Origin of the sequence: Novosphingobium sp. JCM 18896, from assembly GCF_025938095.1 — a bacterium.
Classification (GTDB): domain Bacteria; phylum Pseudomonadota; class Alphaproteobacteria; order Sphingomonadales; family Sphingomonadaceae; genus Novosphingobium.
In genome coordinates this window covers 919,666-936,780 of the sequence record NZ_JAPCZF010000002.1, presented here as the reverse complement: position 1 = coordinate 936,780, position 17,115 = coordinate 919,666, and the positions used below count along the sequence as shown (strand labels likewise).

Below are 17,115 nucleotides of genomic sequence, written 5' to 3'. Positions count from 1 at the left end.
CACCTGGAAAAGAAGGCGATTTACGCCGTGGCGGGATGCCTCCGGGCTACGCCCTCCGCCATCCCGCCACGGCGTAAGCGCGCATCAAACCCTGGTCCCCTATTGCACGCCGATCCCGGTCCCCGTTTGCGCGCCGATTGACACTGTCGCGCCCATGCCCGCGCTTCGGGCTTAGTTCGGAAGGTCTTGCTGCGGGGGGCATAACCGGCTCGCCTAACCTGCACATTCCAGCCAGTTTTCCGCTTCGTAATCGTAGCCATTTTCAGCTCCAGTGTGATTTTTTTGTGATTCTGAGCGTCACACGGCCTTGGAGCTGGCCTTCAGGTCTGTTGGGTCAGAGCCACGCCGCTATCTGCGAAAAGCCCGACATTGCGCTTGGCAATCGCCGTCACCCTCTGCTAGTCGCACGCGGCCCGCACCCGTAGCTCAGCTGGATAGAGCGCTGCCCTCCGAAGGCAGAGGCCACAGGTTCGAATCCTGTCGGGTGCGCCATCAGCCCAGAATCGTCATTCGCGTGCTACGGCGTCCAGCCACTTGCCGCGGATGCATGCCTGCGGTATCGACCGCGCCGTCCGTGATCCCAAGGATTGCGGGCGCATGATCGCGCCGGTGCCTCGCGAGAGGCTTAAAACGGGAACGCGGTGAGGAAGGCGGGAGCGATCCCACCTTTCCGAAGCCGAGGCTGTCCCTGCAACTGTAAGCGGCGAGCGCGATGCACATGCGCGGACGGGCACAGGTCCCGAGCCGCCAACCACTGGGCCGGACGCTAAATCATGCGAGGCCTGGGAAGGTCGTGCATCAAGCGATGACCCGCGAGCCAGGAGACCTGCCGGCGTCTGGTCGCTCTTGCCTTGGTCCAGGGGATGGCCGCGGCACGGTGTACTCCGTCTGAGCGACGAACGAGCGGCTGGGGCCGCATCGGTGTCGTGTGTCGGTCGCCCCCGGGCGTCCGGCCGGTGCACGCTGCCGACCGTTCGCGAACGGCAAGCCCCCGCCCAGTGTCGTGTGACGCCGACGGGGGATTACAATGATCAAGCTTGCACCGGCTGCTTTCGCGGCCTTCTCTCTCTGTGCGCCTGCGTTGGCCCACGCCGAAACCTATGCCGAAGAGGCGGAAACCACCGACAGCGAAACCATCGTCGTCAACGGCGTGGTCGATCGGCTCCAGCTCAACACCAAGGCCGAAGGCGCCAGCCGCCTCGGCATCACGCTGCTCGAGACGCCGGCCAGCGTCGAAGTGCTCGATGGCGACGCCATTCGCCTGCGCGGCGACCTGACCATCCAGGATGCCGCGGCGCGCGCCACCGGCATCGTCAACACCTCGGGCGTGTTCGGCTTCGGCCTGGCCGCACGCGGCTTCACCGGCACGAATTCGGTGATGACGCTCTACGACGGCATGCGCATGTATAATAACACGCTGACTTTCCCGGCCGATCCGTGGATGGCGCAAAGCGTCGAGATCCTGCGCGGGCCGGCCTCGGTGCTCTATGGCGAGGGTGCGATCGGCGGCGCGGTCAACATCGTGCGCCGGCAGCCGAGCGATGAGTTCGAAGTGTCGGGCCGCGTGATCGGCGCCTCGTTCGGCACGGTGCAAGCCGCCGCCGGTGCCGGCGGACCGCTCGGCGACAAGGTCAGCTTCCGCGCCGACGCCAGCTACCGCCGCTCGGACGGCTGGATGGACCGCGGCGACAGCAGCGCGATCGCGCTGTCGGGCGCGCTCCGGTTCAAGCCGACGGACAGCCTCAGCCTGACCCTGTCGCACGACTTCGCGACGCAGAAGCCGCGCACCTGGTTCGGCGTGCCGCTGGTCAACGGCGTGCTCGACAGGTCGATCCGCAAGAACAACTACAACGTCACCGACGCCGTGCTGCGCTTCCGCGACAACTGGAGCCAGGCGAAGCTCGAGTGGACGCCGTCCGAGGACGTGACGGTGCGCAGCACCTTCTACCACCTCTGGGCGAACAAGTACTGGCAGAACGCCGAGAACGTGACCTACGTGCCCGCGACGGCGACGAGCGCCGCGCAGGTCCGCCAGTCGAGCTTCCTCGAGCTCTATCATATCCAGAAGCAAACCGGGAACCGCACCACCGCGAACCTCAAGCAGCGGTTCGGCTCGGTGGAGAACACGCTGGTCGTCGGGTTCGACGTCAACCACATCAGCTACAAGAACGTCAGCAATTCGGGCAACAACGCCACCCGGCTGATCGACGCGGTCAATCCCGTGCCCGGCCTGTTCATCGATCAGACCGGGGCCGCCGCGACCAAGCCGCGCTACACCAATATCATCAACCAGTTCTCGCTCTTCGCCGAGGACCGGCTGAAGTTCAGCGAGCAGTTCTCGATCATCGGCGGGCTGCGCTATGACCGGCCAAGGATCACCAAAACCGACTACGTCGTGACGACGAACAACTTCACGGCCACGCCCGATGCCGTGACCTGGCGCGTCGGCGCGGTCTATCAGCCGATCCCGACACTCTCGTTCTACGGTCAATATGCCACGGCCGCCGATCCGGTCGGCGCGCTGGTCTCGACCAGCCTGGCGCAGAGCGATTTCGACCTCTCGACCGGCCGCCAGTACGAGATCGGCATCAAGCATTCGTTCTGGGGCGGGCGCGGCCAGTGGACCCTGGCTGCCTACGACATCGTCAAGAAGAAGCTGCTGACCTCGGACCCGCTGATCCCGAGCCTGCAGGTCCAGGTGGGCCAGCAATCGTCGAAAGGCATCGAGGCCTCGTTCTCGCTCGAACCGTTCGACGGTTTCAGCGTGGCGCTCAACGGCTCCCTGCTGCGCGCCCGCTATGACGATTTCTCCGAGAGCGTCGGCGGCGTTCGGTTCCAGCGCGCGGGCAACCGGCCGACCAATGTCGCGGCGAAGACGGCCAATGCCTTCGTCAGCTGGGAAGTGGTCGAGAACTGGACCCTCGACGGCGGCGTCTCCTATGTCGGCAAGCGCTTCCAGGATGCGGCGAACACGCGCGTGATCCCCGCCTATACGCTGACCGACATCGGCCTGCGCTGGCAGTTCATCGAAGCCGCCAGCGCCAGCTTGCGCGTGCGCAACGTGTTCGACGAGACCTATGCGCGCGCCACCTATGGCGCCACGCAATGGGTGCTGGGCGATCCGCGCACGGTCGAGGCCTCGATCCATGTCGCCTTCTGAGGCGGCTACGGCGATCACCGGTGGGGGCGCGCCACGCGCGCGTCCCCGCTCCCCTGCCACCGGCGCACTATGGCGCGCGGCAAAACGCTTTCTCTATGTCTTCCACCGCTGGACCGGCATCGTCCTCTGCCTGTTCTTCGCGGTGTGGTTCGTCTCGGGCGTGGTGATGATGTACGTGCCCTTCCCGTCGTTCCGCGCGTCCGAGCGGATCGCCGGAGCCGCGCCGATCGACTGGGCGCGGGTTCGGGTCGCGCCCGATGCCGCGCTCGCCAGGCTGCACGAAAGCGCGTTTCCCGAGGAGATGCGGCTCGGCATGTCGGGCCAGGTGCCGGTCTACCATATCGTCACCGAGGATGGCCGCCGCGCAGTCTCGGCCGAGACCGGGCAGGAAATCCGCGCGGTCGATACGCGGCAGGCGGGTGCCATCGCCGCGGCGTTCGTCGGGGCACCGGTTGCCTCGACAGCCGCGGTCAGCCAGGACCAGTGGGTCGTCACGCGCGCCTACAAGAAGATCGCGCCGTTCTGGCGCGTTCGTCTGACCGATCCGGCCGCGACCGACGTTTATGTCGTGCAGCGGACCGGCGAGATTGTGCAGAACACCACGGCGGACGAGCGCTTCTGGAACTGGCTCGGCGCCGTGCCGCACTGGATCTACTTCGAGGCACTGCGCGTCTTTCAGGAGCCCTGGCGCCAGACCGTGCTCTGGACCTCGGGCGTGGGTCTGCTCGGTGCCATCGCCGGGATCTGGATCGGCCTGCTGCGCGTGCGATTAGCCAAGCGCTACAAGTCGGGCTCGGTCAGCCCCTATCGCGGCTGGATGAAATGGCACCACGTTATCGGTCTCGTCGGCGGGCTGTTCGTGGTGACCTGGGTGTTCAGCGGCTGGCTGTCGATGAGCCCCTGGGGCGGCCTGCGCGACGAGGACAAGGGCGTGGCCGAGCGCTATGCCGGGACAGGCCCTGGTTTTGCCGCCACCGACCTGCGGCGCCTGGCTGCCACGGCGGGGGCCGCGCGCGAGCTGGAATTCCGCTATCTGGACGGCATGCCGGTGATCGTCGCCTGGCATGATCCCGAGCGTAAGTCGCTGCTCGACGGCGCGACCGGTGAGCCGCTCGCGCTCCCCCAAGACCGGATTGCCGCGATAGCCCGTGCGGCCGTGACCGACGGCCGGCTGGTGCGAGTGCAGCGGCTCGAACGCTACGACAGCTATTGGTACGCCACCGGCGATCCGCGCCGCGATGCGCGGCCGTTGCCGGTGCTGCGCCTGGTGTTCGACGACCCCGCCGAGACCTGGCTCCACGTCGATCCCGCGACGGGCACGCTGCTCGCGCGGACCGGATCGGGCGGCCGCTCCTACCGCTGGCTGTTCGCCGCGCTGCACAGCTTCGACCTGCCGTTCCTGCTGGAGAACCGGTGGCTGCGCGATCTGCTGATGTGGCTGTTTTCGGCGGCCGGCCTGGCCGTGTCGATCTCGGGCGTGGTGATCGGCTGGCGCCGGTTGCGACCCCCGGCCAAAGCGCTGCGCGCGCCAGGCGGAGCCTGATACGCCGGAAGCGGTGGTGCCGGACCGGCCGGCACCACCGCCATGGCCCTTAGCGGGCCTGGCCCACTTCCTTGCGCGACAGCGAGGTCGTCAGCTTGCCGTCGACGTCGGACAGCGTCGAGGCGGGGATCGTCACCAGCTTGCCGTTGTGGATGATCTGCGCGTCGCCGGTGCCGGTCACGCGATAGACCGGCGCGAGGCGCTGGCCCGTGCTGGTGTAGATCATCTTGCCCTGCGAGGCGACGGCTGCGGCCGGCGCCTGAGCGACGACCACCGCGGGCGCGCCCGCAACAAAAAGAGCCGCCGTGGCGGCCACGAGGAATTTCCGCATCAAAAGTCTCCCACACTACTTACCTAGTTTAGCAATTGGTAAGCTTGCTTAGAATTCTGTGAGTGTCAATCACTCACACGAGGGAGATCGCTCGACTCTGGTAATTTTACGTGGTCGCGATCTCTGACAGGCACTCAAAAAAGCACCTCCGTCAGAGCAGGCGGGCCACGAAGTCACGGTCCGAAACCGTCGGTGTCCAGATCGCCGAGACCAGTCTCTCCGCGCCGAACAGCGCATCGAGCCATTCACCCGGCGCCGCGGATCGCGTGGCTGCCTGCAACGGCTCGGACAGCGGATCGTCGACCGGGCCATTGTCACCGCGAAGGTGCCGCAGCCAGGCGGCGAGCGCGGTAAGTATCGCGGGGCTTTCGGCACCGCGGCGCTGGTGGTGCGCCAAGGTCTCCAGCCAGCGCTGCGGGATCTTCTGGCTGCCGTCCATCGCGATCTGCACGAGGCGGTGGTGGAGTGAGGGATTGGCGAAACGCGCGAGCAGGTCGGCGGCATAGGCCTCAAGATCCTGGCCCGGCGCCGGGGTCAGGCTGGCCGCGGCTTCCTGCTGCATCAGCCGCTCGATCACGGGGCGGATCGCCGGGTCGGCCACGGCCTCGTGAACGAAGACATGGCCGCGCCCGAGGCCGAGATAGGCCAGCGCCGAATGGGCGCCGTTGAGCATCCTGAGCTTCGCGGTCTCGTAAGGCGCGACATCGGCGACGAGCTGCGCGCCGACCTGGTCCCAGGCGGGGCGGCCCTGGGCGAAGCGGTCCTCGATCACCCATTGGCTGAACGGTTCGGTGACGACCGCGGCCGCGTCGGACAGGCCGAGCAGGCCCTCCACCACTGCCACGTCTTCTGGCGTCGTCGCGGGAACGATGCGATCGACCATCGTGCCGGGGAACGTACATTCGTCGGCGATCCAGCGCGCGAGATCGGCGTCGATGCGCGCGACATGTTCGCCGAGCAGTCGGCCGAGCTGGCCGCCGTTGTCGGCGAGGTTGTCGCAGGACAGCAAGGTGAGGCCCGGCAGCTTCGCGGCCCGGCGCTGCGCCAGGCCTTCGGCGAGGTAGCGGTAGATCGATCCCTCGCCCGCCAGCGCCGGATCGAGGCTGCCGTCGGCGGCACGGCCATAGCCCTTTTCGGTGATCGTGAAGCTGGCGATCTTCGTCGCCGGCGCGGCGAGCAGCGCCACCACCGCCGCAGGATCCTGCGGCGCGACCAGCACCTGACGCACCGAGCCGACCACGCGCGCCCTGGGCGCCGCGTCGGAGCGTTCGGTCACGCTGTAGAGCCCGTCCTGCGGGTTCATCTGCTCGGCCACCCCGGCGGAGCGCAGCGAGACGCCGGCGATCGTCCAGTCGCGCCCATGCTTGGTGCCGGCGCCGGCTTCCATCGCAAGGTCGGTATACCAGGCCTGGTGCGCGCGGTGGAACGCGCCGATGCCGAAATGGACGATACCCACGGCCTGGGCCGCGCGATCGTAAGCGAAGCGCGTCACTCCCGGCGCCAGCCGACCCAGCGACTGGTCGGACAGCCGCGTCACAGCCGGTAGGCCTGCTTGGCGAGATTGTAGGCCAGGTCTTGCGCGAGCTCGGCCGCTTCCCAGTCCTCGAGACGGTGCTCGAGCACCAGTTCGGCCAGGAAACCGCAGTCGATCCGCCGCGCGAGATCGTGCCGCGCGGGGATCGACAGGAAGGCCCGCGTATCGTCGTTGAAGCCGACCGTATTGTAGAAACCCGCGGTCTCGGTGGTCGCGCGGCGGAAGCGGCGCATGCCCTCGGGGCTGTCGTGGAACCACCAGGCCGGTCCGAGCTTGAGGCACGGATAGTGCCCGGCCAGCGGCGCGAGTTCGCGCGCATAGGTGCTCTCGTCGAGCGTGAAGAGGATGATCGACAGGCCCGGGGCATTGCCGAAGCGGTCGAGCAGCGGCTTGAGCGCGTGGACGTATTCGGTGCGCATCGGCAGGTCCGCACCCTTGTCGCGACCGAAGCGCGCGAAGACATCGGCATTGTGGTTGCGGAAGGCGCCGGGATGGATCTGCATCACCAATCCGTCGTCGACGCTCATCGCCGCCATCTCGGTCAGCATCTGTGCGCGGAACAGCTCCGCCTCGGCCGCGGTGAACTCCGCCGACGAAACCTTGCGGAACAGCGCCTCGGCCTCGGCCTGTGAAAGATCCGCCGTCTGTGCGGTCGGATGGCCGTGATCGGTCGAGGTGGCGCCCAGGCTGGCGAAGAAGGCGCGGCGCTGACGATGCGCGGCGAGGTAGCCCGACCACGACAGGCAATCCTCGCCGGTCAGTTCGGACAGCCGCGCCAGGTTCTCGCGAAAGCTCTCGAATTCGGGGTCGATCACGGGATCGGGACGGTAGGCGGTGACCACCCGCCCCTGCCAGCCGCCCTGCCTCTGGTTCTCGGCCCGCACCGCGGCATGATGTTCGAGCGTGTCGAGCGGGCTCTCGGTCGTGGCGATCACTTCGATGTTGAAGCGATCGAACAGCGCGCGCGGGCGAAAGGCGTCGGTCGCGAGCGCGGCGGTGATCTTGTCGAAATAGAGGTCCGAGGTCTCCGCCTCGAGCCTCACCGCGATGCCGAAAGCCTCGCCGAAGACCCAGTCGAGCCAGAACGCCGAGGGGGTGCCGCGGAACAGGTGATAGCGCTCGGCGAAGAGGCGCCAGGCCGAGCGCGGATCGGCGTGGCGACCGGCCTGACCGATACCCAGGGCTTCGAGCGGAACGCCCTGCGAATAGAGCATGCGGAAGACGTAGTGATCGGGCCGCAGCAGCAGGTCGGTGGCATTGCCGAAAGGCGCGTTGCGCGCGAACCACGACGGATCGGTATGACCATGCGGGCTGACGAGCGGCAGTCCGGCGACCGCGGCGTAGAGCTCACGCGCGATGGCGCGGGTCGCGGGATCGGCGGGCAGCAGCCGATCGGGATGCAGCGTCAGCGGGCGCGCCATCGCGGTTCAGCGCGTCGCCTGGGTATAGCGCGCGCGCTTGGCGGCGACCGCGGCGCGGGCTTCCTCGACCGCCTTTTCCTCGGTGGCGAAAAGCAGACTGTCGAGCACCGCGGCCAGGTGCGTGCGCATCGCCGCGCGAGCGATCGCCGGGTCGCGCGCGCGCAGCGCCTCGAGCACGGCCGAATGCTCCTCGATCACCGGCTTGACGTTGGCCGTGCGCGCCTTCTCGTGGAGCAGCGCGGCTTCGGGCGAGGTGTAGCGCAGCTCCCACAGCCGCTCGATCGTGTCGAACACGGCCTGGTTGCGCGTGGCTTTGGCGATGGCGAGATGGAAGGCGCGATCGGCCTTGTCGGTCCCGCTCGGCTCCTGGTTCTCGCGCGCGATCTCGCGCACGAGCTGTTCGATCTCGGCGATCTCCTCGTCGCTGATCTGCGTCGCGGCGAGCGCAGCCGCCTCGCCCTCGAACAGCAGGCGCGCCTCGGTCAGCTCGAAGGCGGTGATGTTGAACCCGGCAATATCGCCCTTGCCCGGCAGGCGCATGACATAGGCACCCGAGCCGATGCGAACTTCGACCAGGCCCTGGACCTCGAGCGCGATGATCGCCTCGCGCACGGTGGGTCGGCTGACCTGGTACTGCTGCGCCAGCTCGCGCTCGGCGGGAAGACGGCTGCCGACCGGATAGGCGCCGGCGGACAGTTCGCCGATCAGCTTGCGCGCGAGGTCCTGGTACAATCGGTCATTCGACCGCGGAGAAGTATCCTGCATCTTGCTTTCCATTGGCCTGACCAATATGGGCATGGCAGTCAGACCCGACGGCGTCAAGTTCGAGTCCGCCGCTCGGCCCATCAGCGAACCGGAGTCCTCCTAGGATATGAAGATCACGGCAGCCAGGGTCATCGTCACCTGCCCGGGACGCAATTTCGTGACCTTGAAGATCGAGACCGACCAGGGCGTCTACGGCATCGGCGACGCGACGCTGAACGGCCGCGAGCTCTCAGTCGTGTCCTATCTCGAGGATCACGTCGCGCCCTGCCTGATCGGCATGGACCCGCGTCGGATCGAGGACATCTGGCAATACCTCTATCGCGGCGCCTACTGGCGGCGCGGGCCGGTGACGATGCGCGCGATCGCCGCGGTCGACGTCGCGCTGTGGGACATCAAGGCCAAGATGGCGGGCATGCCGCTCTACCAGCTGCTCGGCGGGCGCAGCCGCGACGGCGTGATGGTCTACGGCCACGCCAACGGCAGCGACATCGCCGAGACGGTCGAGGCGGTCGGCCAGTACATCGACATGGGCTACAAGGCGATCCGCGCGCAGACCGGCGTGCTCGGCATCAAGGACGCCTACGGCGTCGGCCGCGGCAAGCTGTTCTACGAGCCCGCCGACGCCGCGCTGCCCTCGGTCACCGGCTGGGATACGCGCAAGGCGCTCAACACCGTGCCCAAGCTGTTCGAGAAGCTGCGCGAGACATACGGCTTCGACCACCACCTGCTCCACGACGGCCACCACCGCTACACGCCGCAGGAAGCCGCGAACCTGGGCAAGATGCTCGAACCCTACCAGCTGTTCTGGCTCGAGGACGTCACCCCGGCCGAGAACCAGGAAGCCTTCAAGCTGATCCGCCAGCACACGGTGACGCCGCTGGCCGTGGGCGAGATCTTCAACACGATCTGGGACGCCAAGGACCTGATCCAGAACCAGCTGATCGACTATATCCGCTGCACGATCGTCGGCGCCGGCGGCGTCACGCACCTGCGCCGCATCGCCGATCTCGCCAGCCTCTACCAGATCCGCACCGGCTGCCACGGCGCGACCGACCTGTCGCCGGTGACGATGGGCACGGCGCTGCACTTCGATACCTGGGTGCCCAACTTCGGCGTGCAGGAATACATGCGCCACACCGCCGAGACCGACGCGGTGTTCCCCCACGACTACACCTTCGACAAGGGCGAGCTGTTCTGCGGCGAAGCCCCCGGCCACGGCGTCGACATCGATGAGAAGCTGGCCGCGAAATATCCCTACAAGCCCGCCTACCTGCCGGTCGCCCGGCTCGAGGACGGGACGATGTGGAACTGGTGAGAGGAAAGACCATGGCCCCCCGTTTTATCGCCGTTGCAGCCGCCTTGCTGGCGGGTTGCGCCACCGTTTCACCGGCCACCGGTGAACCCCGCGGCGGCCTGGCCGCCCTGCCCGCCGTCGGCACCGTCGACGCGCGGTTCCTGTCCTACAACGTCGAGATGGTCGAGATCACCGGCGGCCGGTTCTGGCGGCCCTACGGCAGCCCGGGGACCGACCGGCACGAATACCGCCCGCCGCTCGACCTCGCAGACGCGAAGCTGCGCGCGCTGGCGAAGGCGCTGGCCCCGGCCTATGTCCGCTACAGCGGCACCTGGGCCAACAATACCTGGTTCGCCGACAGCGACACGGCCCCCGCCAAGCCGCCCGAGGGCTTCGACCAGATACTCACCCGCCAGCAGTGGCGCGGCGCGGTGGACTTCGCCAAGGCGACCGGCAGCGCGATCGTCACCTCCTTCGCCACCAGCACCGGCACCCGCGACGCCCAGGGCGTCTGGAAGACCGACACGGCAGCACGCTGGCTGGCCTATACCAAGTCGATCGGCGGCGCGATCACCGCCACCGAGTTCGCCAACGAACCCAACATGATCGACCTGACCAAGCCGCCGGCGGGCTACACCCCGGCCGACTATCGCCGCGACTACGCGACCTTCGCCGCCTGGCTGCACAAGGCCTCGCCCAAGACCTTGCTGCTGGCGCCCGGCTTCGCCGAGCTCGGTGAGCCGACGCGCACCTTGAGCCTGCGCAACAATACGATGAAGCAGTTCGCGGCGAACGAACTGCTCACCGCCGACATACCGCGCCCCGATGCCTACAGCTTCCATTTCTACGGCGGCGGATCGGAGCGCTGCGGCGGCAAGTTCATGGGCCACTCGGCCGAGAAGGCGCTGGGCGCGGCCTGGCTAGACGCGGTCGATCCGGCCATCGCACGCATGGCGGCCGAGCGCGACAAGGCCGCGCCGGGCAAGCCTCTGTGGAACACCGAGAGCGGCGAGACGGCCTGTGGCGGCAATCCCTGGGCCAGCACGTTCGCCGACAGCTTCCGCTTCGTCGACACGCTCGGGCGCTCGGCCCGGCAGGGCGTGAAGGTGTTCATCCACAACACGCTGGCCGCCTCGGACTATGCGCTGCTCGACGAAGGCACGCACGATCCGCGCCCCGACTACTGGGCCGCGGTCCTGTGGAAGCGGACGATGGGCACGACCGTGCTCGCCGCGCCGACCACGCCTGCACCCGAAGTGCGGATCTACGCCCAGTGCCTGCCCGGCCGCAAAGGCGGTGTCGGGCTGGCGGTGATCAACACCGGTGAAGCGACACAGACTTACGCGCTCGGCGGGCCCGCGCTCGCCTGGGTGATGCAAGCGCCCGCGCTCGACAGCAAGGCGGTGACGGTCAACGGTCGGCGTCCCGCTTTGGCAGGCTCCAGCCTGACCGGTCTCGACGGCGCGCCGGTCTCGGGCAGCCTCTCGCTGCCGGGCCGGTCGGTCACCTTCGTCGCCGTGGCCGCCGCCGGCAACCGCGCCTGCGGCTGAGCCGATGGCGCGGATCGTCTGCATCGGCGAAGGCATGCTCGAGCTCTCGCGCCGGGAGAACGACTGGCAGCTCGACTATGGCGGCGATACGCTCAACACCGCGATCCACCTCGCGCGCGCCGGGCACGACGTCGCCTATCTGACCGCGCTGGGCGCCGATCCCTTCAGCGTGGAGCTGAAAGCGCAGTGGCGCGCCGAGGGGATCGACACCTCGCTGGTCTTGACCCACCCGACGCGCCAGGCCGGGCTCTACGCGATCACCACCGACGCGGCCGGCGAGCGCAGTTTCACCTATTGGCGCGACACCAGCGCCGCGCGGGAAATGTTTGCCCTGCCCGAGAGCGACGCCATGCTGGCCCAGGCCGAGCGGGCGGACCTCGTCTATTTCTCGCTGATCACGCTGGCGATCCTGCCACCCGAGGGCCGCCAGCGGTTGCTGGCCCTGGCAGCCTCGGCACGCCGCGTCGCCTTCGACGGCAACTATCGTCCGCGGCTGTGGCAGAACCAAGCCGAGACGCGCGCGGCGCGCGACGCCGCCATTGCCCTGGCCGACATCGGCTTGCCGACATGGGAGGACGAAACCACTCTGTCGGGCGAGCCCGATGCCGAGGCGGTCGCGCGCCATTGGACCGGCTTGGGCTGTAGCGAAACCGTGGTGAAGCTGGGCGCAGAAGGCTGCCGACTGCCCAACGGCACACTCTGCGCACCCGAGCGCGTGTTGCAGCCCGTCGACACCAGCGGCGCCGGTGATGCCTTCAACGCCGGCTACCTCGACGCGCGACTGAAGGGCGCCTCGCCAGCCGATGCGGCGCGCGCCGGGCACGCGCTCGCCGGCTGGACGATCATGCTCCCCGGGGCGATCCCGCCGCGCGAGTCCTGAGCAGGCTCCACAGCACCGCCGCGGCCATGAGATCGAGCGCGGCCAGCGCCACGAACAGCGGGTTGTAGCCGAACACGTCGGCGCTCTTGCCGATCGCGAAAGTGAACAGCATGCCGCCGATCCAGGCGGCCGATCCGGCCATGCCCGTCGCGGTGGCGACGGTGCGGCTGTCGAACAGGTCCGAACCCAGGGTGACCAGCGCGCCATTGAGCAGCTGGTGGGCGAAGCCGCCGACGCAGAACAGCGCGATCGCCACGCCCGGCGAGCCCGCCAGGCCGATGCAGGCCGGACCGATCATGCAGACCGCGCCCGCAGTCATCGTCAGCTTGCGCGAGGTGACCAGCGACGCCCCCCTCCGCATCAGCCACGGCGGCAGCAGGCCCGCCACGAGCGAGCCGAAATCGGCGGCCAGGAACGGTAGCCAGGCCCAGAGCGCGATCGCCTTGAGATCGAGCTTCCACACCGCGACCAGATAGAGCGGGATGAAGAAGTTGAAGGTCTGCCAGGCCGGCTCGGCCAGGAAGCGCGGCAGCGCGATCGCCCAGAACCCGCGCGACTTGAGCACCTGCTTGCGCGTCGCCGGCTTGTCGCCGATGTCGTCGCGGTTGCGGCCAAGCTCGATATGGGCGCGCTCCTCGGCCGACAGGCGCGTGTGCTGCGCGTGGGGGCGATAGCCGAACCACCACAGCGCCGCCCAGACGAGGCTCAGCGCGCCGGTGATCAGGAAAGCTTCCTGCCAGCCCCACCAGAGGATGCAGAAGGCGACGAGCGGCGGCGCGATCATGTTGCCCAGGCTCGTGCCCATCTGGAAGCCGCTGGTCGCCAGCGGCCGCTCGCGCGGGGGAAACCATTCGGACACGGTCTTGGCACCGGCGGGGATCGCCGCCGCCTCGGTCGCGCCGAGCAGGCCGCGGAAGAAGGCCAGGCTCGGCCAACCCGTCGCGAAGGCGTGCGCCATGTTCGACAGCGCCCAGCCGACGGCAAAGAGGAAGAAGCCGAGCCGCGTGCCCAGGGCATCGAGCACCGAACCCGCCACGGTCTGCATCACCGTGTAGCTCGCCTGGAAGGCCAGCACGACCCAGGAATACTCCTCGGTCGACATGGCGAATTCGGCCTGCAGGGTCGGCGCCGCGACCGACAGGGTCGAGCGCGCGAGATAGTTGAGCACCGTGCCCAGGGTGACGAGGCCGATGATCCACCAGCGCAGGTTGCGGATGGTGCGCATCAGCTATGGGCTTGCACGAAGCGGGCACCTTCGGCCGCAGCCACGAGCCCGTCGGGCGGCGAATCGACCTCGATATAACCGACCGCGGAGGTAAGCCTGCGCAGGCGTGGCAGCAATGCCGCATAGCCCATCTCGCCACTGCCGACCGTGACGGCATGATCGGTCACGCTCTTGCCGCGGCTGCGATCGATGTCCTTCAAATGCATCGAACTGACCCGCGGTCCGAGCCGGGCGAGCAGGTCGAGCGGCGCGACGCCGCCGTACCAGCACCAGGCGAGATCGAGCTCGATCGCGAGATCGCCGGGCGGAACGCTGCGCAGGATGATGTCGAGCGGGCTCTCGCCACCGTCGAGCGGCATCAGGTCCCACCAGTGGTTGTGATAGGCCAGGGTCAGTCCGGCAGCCCGGCACTTGGCGCCGAGCGCGGCGAGTTCGGGCAGCCAGGCGTCGAAGGCTGCGCGGGTGGTCACGCCGAGCCGGCCGGAAATGAACGGCGGGGCCGCGCTCATGGCGATGACCTTGGCGCCGATCACCACGGCATCGGCGATCTGGCGATCGATGTCGGGGCGCACCGGCGGCAGGCGCACCACGCCGACTTCGAGCCCGGCGTCGCGCACCATCCGCGCCTTGTCCTGCGCCGAGGGCTCGCGGCTTCCGCCACCATAACCGGCCAGGCGGAAACCGAAGTGGCTGTAGCCCATGGCCGCGACCGCCTTGAGCGTACCGGGATAGTCGCGAGCCAGTTCCTTGATCACGGTGATGTCGGCAAGGCCCAGCCGCCCGCGGCGACGCGCCGTGGCGGACAGAGCGGAGATGGGCAGGGCGGCGGCGGCGGACAGGCCCAGTCCACCGCGCAGCAGGTCTCGACGGCCGATGATCAAGCAACCCTCCCAAAATTGGTCAGGCCACCTATTCAGCCGGATCGCTCCGTGTCAATCCAATCGTGGTTTCAGCGCCGCGCCGGGCAGGCCCGTTTGCCCGAGACCGCCGCCCAGTCGATCGCGGCTTCGAGCAGCACCACGTTGTGCGGTTCGGCATAGGTTTCCGGGCGGTGGCCGATCGCCGAATAGAACATGCGCCCCTTGCCGACGCAGTTGGTCCAGGCGATCGGATGATCGTCGCCCATGCGCAGGTTCTGGTTCATCATGCCGACCGGCTTGTAGCTGGTCTCGTCGAGCGTCGCGATCACCGTCGCGCCGATCGCGCGCGGGTTGGTGCGGAACGAGTACCATTCGTCGTTCATCGTCCATTCGCGCGGCAGGCCGCGTGCGGCCGGATGATCGGGCGCCTGGACGACCACGCGTGCATCCTGGAACTGCGGCGCCATCGGATGGCCGATGAAGCGCGCGCCGAGTAGGCGGTCGGCGTACCAATCCCAGAAATAGATGAAATCGCCGGCGCTGCCGTGCAGGCCGACATAGGCGCCGCCCTGCTCGATCCAGGTCTGGAAGGCGCGGCGCTGCGACAGAGTCAGCACGTCGCCGCTGATGTTGTTCCAGATCACCGCGTCGAACTGGCGCAGGGTCGCCGGGTTGAAGGCGCCGCCCTTGTCGGTGACGACGAGAGCCCAGCCCTTGCGCTCGGCCATGGCGGTCAGCGCCGCGCGCGCGGCATCGACGCTCGGCGTATCCTTGAAGCCGTTGATCTTTTCGAACAGCAGCAGGTGCGGCTTGCCCTTGGGCAGATCGAAGCGCGGCACCTCGTTGTCGTAGCGGGCGCAGCGCGCGACCTTGTCGGCGGCGGTGACCGGCAGCGCGCGCAGTTCGGCATCGATCGCGGGCAGCGCCTCGGCCTTGATACCGGTCATCGCGCTGCCTTCGCGCAGGCTCAGGATCGCGGCGAAGGTCGGCGGCGTGGTGCCGGCAAAGCGCGGCGGCAGCTTCGAGAAGCGGCCCGGCGCCGCCTTCTCGAGCACAGCCTTGGCGGCCGGGCTCAGCATGATGTCGACCAGCGGCGAATCTACCGAGAACGGCGCGTCGCGCAGCGGGCAGTCTGTCACGGGACGGGCAGTGGCGGGCTGCGCCACACCAGCAGCCAGCGCGGCGGCCAGAACCAGGCCGGCGAATGTCTTCATAGTCTCTCTCCCACCGCCGCGCGTCAGGCGCGCTCGGCCTCTATCTCTTCGAGGCTCTTGCCCTCGTTGCGCGGGGCACCGAGCCAGCCGATGATAGCGCTAACTAGCAGGAAGCCGACGAGTATCCAAGCCAGCGTGTGGAAGCCCGTCGCGGTCAGCAGCGGCACGAAGAAGCTGAATACGCCGAGGCCGATGCGCACGACGGCGAAGGTCACGCCCTGCGCGGTCGAGCGCAGCAGGGTGGGGAACAGTTCGGCGCTCCACAGCTGGAAGAACGACTGCGCGCCGAAGCCCATCGCCGTCGCCATGATAACGATGTGGACCACGGCGACCGGGCCGGTCAGCGGCAGCACCGCGAGCAGCGCCATGCCGCCGACCTGCATCAGCGCCGAGACGAGGAACAGCGCCCGCTGATTGACCCGGTCCGACAGCTTCATGAAGACGAACCAGATCGACACGATGCCCAGACCGAAGGTCAGCGCCTGCAGCGCGACGCTGGCCTCCTGGCTCTGCCCGCCGACGGTGCGCAGGATATAGGGGAAGAAGAAGCCGTTGGTGCCGGCCCAGAGGTTCCAGAAGCCGTACATGCCGATGAGGAACAGTATCGACTTGAGGTATTTGGGCTGGAGCAGCTGGCGCCAGTCGGCCTTCTCGGCATGGTCCTCGGCCGCCCTCGCCTCTTCCCAATAGCGCGATTCGCGCATGCGCGAGCGCAACAGGGTCAGCACCAGCGCGAGCACCAGCAGGTGGCCGAAGACCAGGCGGATGCCGAGCAGGCCGAGCGGCGCGAGGATCAGCCCCAGGGTCAGCACGACCACGGGACCGAGATACCAGAGGATCTGGGCGATACCGCTGTAGCGCGCGCGTTCGCGCTTGGGCGCGATCTCGGCGATCAGCGACCACGAGGCGGGGATGTCGGCACCGACCGCGAGGCCGACGAGCACGAAGCCGAGCACGATCATCCAGGGCGCCGCGGCGAAGGTCAGCCAGGCCATGCCGAAGGCGTAGAACAGCATGTCGTACTGGTAGATGCGCTTGCGTCCGAACCGGTCGCAGAGCACGCCGCCGATCAGCGCGCCGACGCCGGCCGAGATCGCATTGGCGCTGAAGGCGCCGATCAGGCCGATCGTCGTCGGGGTCATGCGGTAGAGCTCGGCCCAGAGCGCCAGCGCGGCCGAGCCGGCGACGATCGATCCCGCGTCGATGTAGTTCGCCAGACCCGCCAGCACGGAATCGCGCAAGGGCGATGGCTCGGTCTTCTCGCTCGCTACGATAGGCGCGATCGCCCCGACTTCCTGCATCCCGCCACCCTCGAATGATCTTTTTCGATCGTTTATG

13 protein-coding genes, 1 tRNA gene and 1 riboswitch are annotated in these 17,115 nt (G+C 68.2%); of the genes, 6 read left to right on the top strand and 8 right to left on the bottom strand.

What is annotated here, in order from left to right:
- The first annotated feature begins 415 nt into the window (after positions 1-415).
- From OLX23_RS10395 to OLX23_RS10385, 3 genes are all read left to right on the top strand, one after another.
- Positions 416-492 (top strand) — tRNA-Arg (locus tag OLX23_RS10395).
- A 98-nt stretch (positions 493-590) separates the two neighbouring features.
- Positions 591-849: riboswitch (cobalamin riboswitch) on the top strand.
- Positions 850-1,027: 178 nt separating this feature from the next.
- The gene (locus tag OLX23_RS10390; RefSeq protein WP_264444893.1) at positions 1,028-3,160 is read left to right on the top strand and encodes a TonB-dependent receptor; all 2,133 of its coding nucleotides are present in this window, start codon (positions 1,028-1,030) and stop codon (positions 3,158-3,160) included.
- Positions 3,147-4,703, top strand: a complete 1,557-nt coding sequence (locus OLX23_RS10385) for a PepSY domain-containing protein (protein WP_264444892.1) — start codon at positions 3,147-3,149, stop codon at positions 4,701-4,703. Before OLX23_RS10390 ends, OLX23_RS10385 begins: the two co-directional genes overlap by 14 nt.
- Before the next feature lie 49 nt (positions 4,704-4,752).
- On the opposite strand, the gene OLX23_RS10380 is transcribed toward OLX23_RS10385, so the two are convergent.
- From OLX23_RS10380 to OLX23_RS10365, 4 genes are all read right to left on the bottom strand, one after another.
- The gene (locus OLX23_RS10380) at positions 4,753-5,034 is read right to left on the bottom strand and encodes a hypothetical protein (RefSeq protein ID WP_264444891.1); all 282 of its coding nucleotides are present in this window, start codon (positions 5,032-5,034) and stop codon (positions 4,753-4,755) included.
- 151 nt (positions 5,035-5,185) lie between these two features.
- On the bottom strand, positions 5,186-6,571 hold the full coding sequence (locus tag OLX23_RS10375; protein WP_264444890.1) for a mannitol dehydrogenase family protein: 1,386 nt from the start codon (positions 6,569-6,571) through the stop codon (positions 5,186-5,188).
- Positions 6,568-7,989: a glucuronate isomerase gene (gene uxaC / locus OLX23_RS10370; protein WP_264444889.1), complete on the bottom strand. Its 1,422-nt coding sequence runs from the start codon at positions 7,987-7,989 to the stop codon at positions 6,568-6,570. The genes OLX23_RS10375 and uxaC overlap by 4 nt, the downstream gene beginning before the upstream one ends.
- 6 nt (positions 7,990-7,995) lie before the next feature.
- Positions 7,996-8,754: a FadR/GntR family transcriptional regulator gene (locus OLX23_RS10365; protein WP_264444888.1), complete on the bottom strand. Its 759-nt coding sequence runs from the start codon at positions 8,752-8,754 to the stop codon at positions 7,996-7,998.
- A 106-nt stretch (positions 8,755-8,860) separates the two neighbouring features.
- On the opposite strand from OLX23_RS10365, the gene manD reads away from it, so the two are divergent.
- From manD to OLX23_RS10350, 3 genes are read left to right on the top strand one after another with little or no spacing between them, the layout of a single operon-like run.
- Entirely contained in the window at positions 8,861-10,069 is a 1,209-nt protein-coding gene (gene manD / locus OLX23_RS10360) for a D-mannonate dehydratase ManD (RefSeq protein ID WP_264444887.1), read from the top strand.
- An 11-nt stretch (positions 10,070-10,080) separates the two neighbouring features.
- Entirely contained in the window at positions 10,081-11,598 is a 1,518-nt protein-coding gene (locus tag OLX23_RS10355; protein ID WP_264444886.1) for a hypothetical protein, read from the top strand.
- Between the two features lie 4 nt (positions 11,599-11,602).
- Complete coding sequence (locus tag OLX23_RS10350) at positions 11,603-12,478, top strand: sugar kinase (RefSeq protein ID WP_264444885.1); 876 nt, start codon at positions 11,603-11,605, stop codon at positions 12,476-12,478.
- On the opposite strand, the gene OLX23_RS10345 is transcribed toward OLX23_RS10350, so the two are convergent.
- The 4 genes from OLX23_RS10345 to OLX23_RS10330 all read right to left on the bottom strand — a co-directional run bounded on the left by OLX23_RS10345 (position 12,441) and on the right by OLX23_RS10330 (position 17,078).
- A complete protein-coding gene (locus OLX23_RS10345) occupies positions 12,441-13,703 on the bottom strand; it encodes an MFS transporter (protein WP_264444884.1) in 1,263 nt (420 codons plus the stop codon). The genes OLX23_RS10350 and OLX23_RS10345 overlap by 38 nt on opposite strands.
- The gene (locus tag OLX23_RS10340; RefSeq protein WP_264444883.1) at positions 13,703-14,584 is read right to left on the bottom strand and encodes a sugar phosphate isomerase/epimerase family protein; all 882 of its coding nucleotides are present in this window, start codon (positions 14,582-14,584) and stop codon (positions 13,703-13,705) included. The genes OLX23_RS10345 and OLX23_RS10340 overlap by 1 nt, the downstream gene beginning before the upstream one ends.
- 68 nt (positions 14,585-14,652) lie before the next feature.
- On the bottom strand, positions 14,653-15,777 hold the full coding sequence (locus OLX23_RS10335) for a ThuA domain-containing protein (RefSeq protein ID WP_264444882.1): 1,125 nt from the start codon (positions 15,775-15,777) through the stop codon (positions 14,653-14,655).
- A gap of 23 nt (positions 15,778-15,800) precedes the next feature.
- Positions 15,801-17,078 carry an MFS transporter gene (locus tag OLX23_RS10330; protein ID WP_264444881.1) on the bottom strand — a complete coding sequence of 426 codons (1,278 nt, stop codon included), beginning with the start codon at positions 17,076-17,078 and terminating at the stop codon, positions 15,801-15,803.
- Between the last annotated feature and the right edge of the window lie 37 nt (positions 17,079-17,115).

Excerpts from the sequence above, each read along its gene's own strand:
- OLX23_RS10390 (WP_264444893.1), top strand. The coding sequence starts at position 1,028 with ATGATCAAGCTTGCACCGGCTGCTTTCGCGGCCTTCTCTCTCTGTGCG.
- OLX23_RS10385 (WP_264444892.1), top strand. The coding sequence starts at position 3,147 with ATGTCGCCTTCTGAGGCGGCTACGGCGATCACCGGTGGGGGCGCGCCA.
- OLX23_RS10380 (WP_264444891.1), bottom strand. The coding sequence starts at position 5,034 with ATGCGGAAATTCCTCGTGGCCGCCACGGCGGCTCTTTTTGTTGCGGGC.
- uxaC (WP_264444889.1), bottom strand. The coding sequence starts at position 7,989 with ATGGCGCGCCCGCTGACGCTGCATCCCGATCGGCTGCTGCCCGCCGAT.
- OLX23_RS10365 (WP_264444888.1), bottom strand. The coding sequence starts at position 8,754 with ATGCAGGATACTTCTCCGCGGTCGAATGACCGATTGTACCAGGACCTC.
- manD (WP_264444887.1), top strand. The coding sequence starts at position 8,861 with ATGAAGATCACGGCAGCCAGGGTCATCGTCACCTGCCCGGGACGCAAT.
- OLX23_RS10355 (WP_264444886.1), top strand. The coding sequence starts at position 10,081 with ATGGCCCCCCGTTTTATCGCCGTTGCAGCCGCCTTGCTGGCGGGTTGC.
- OLX23_RS10350 (WP_264444885.1), top strand. The coding sequence starts at position 11,603 with ATGGCGCGGATCGTCTGCATCGGCGAAGGCATGCTCGAGCTCTCGCGC.
- OLX23_RS10345 (WP_264444884.1), bottom strand. The coding sequence starts at position 13,703 with ATGCGCACCATCCGCAACCTGCGCTGGTGGATCATCGGCCTCGTCACC.
- OLX23_RS10335 (WP_264444882.1), bottom strand. The coding sequence starts at position 15,777 with ATGAAGACATTCGCCGGCCTGGTTCTGGCCGCCGCGCTGGCTGCTGGT.
- OLX23_RS10330 (WP_264444881.1), bottom strand. The coding sequence starts at position 17,078 with ATGCAGGAAGTCGGGGCGATCGCGCCTATCGTAGCGAGCGAGAAGACC.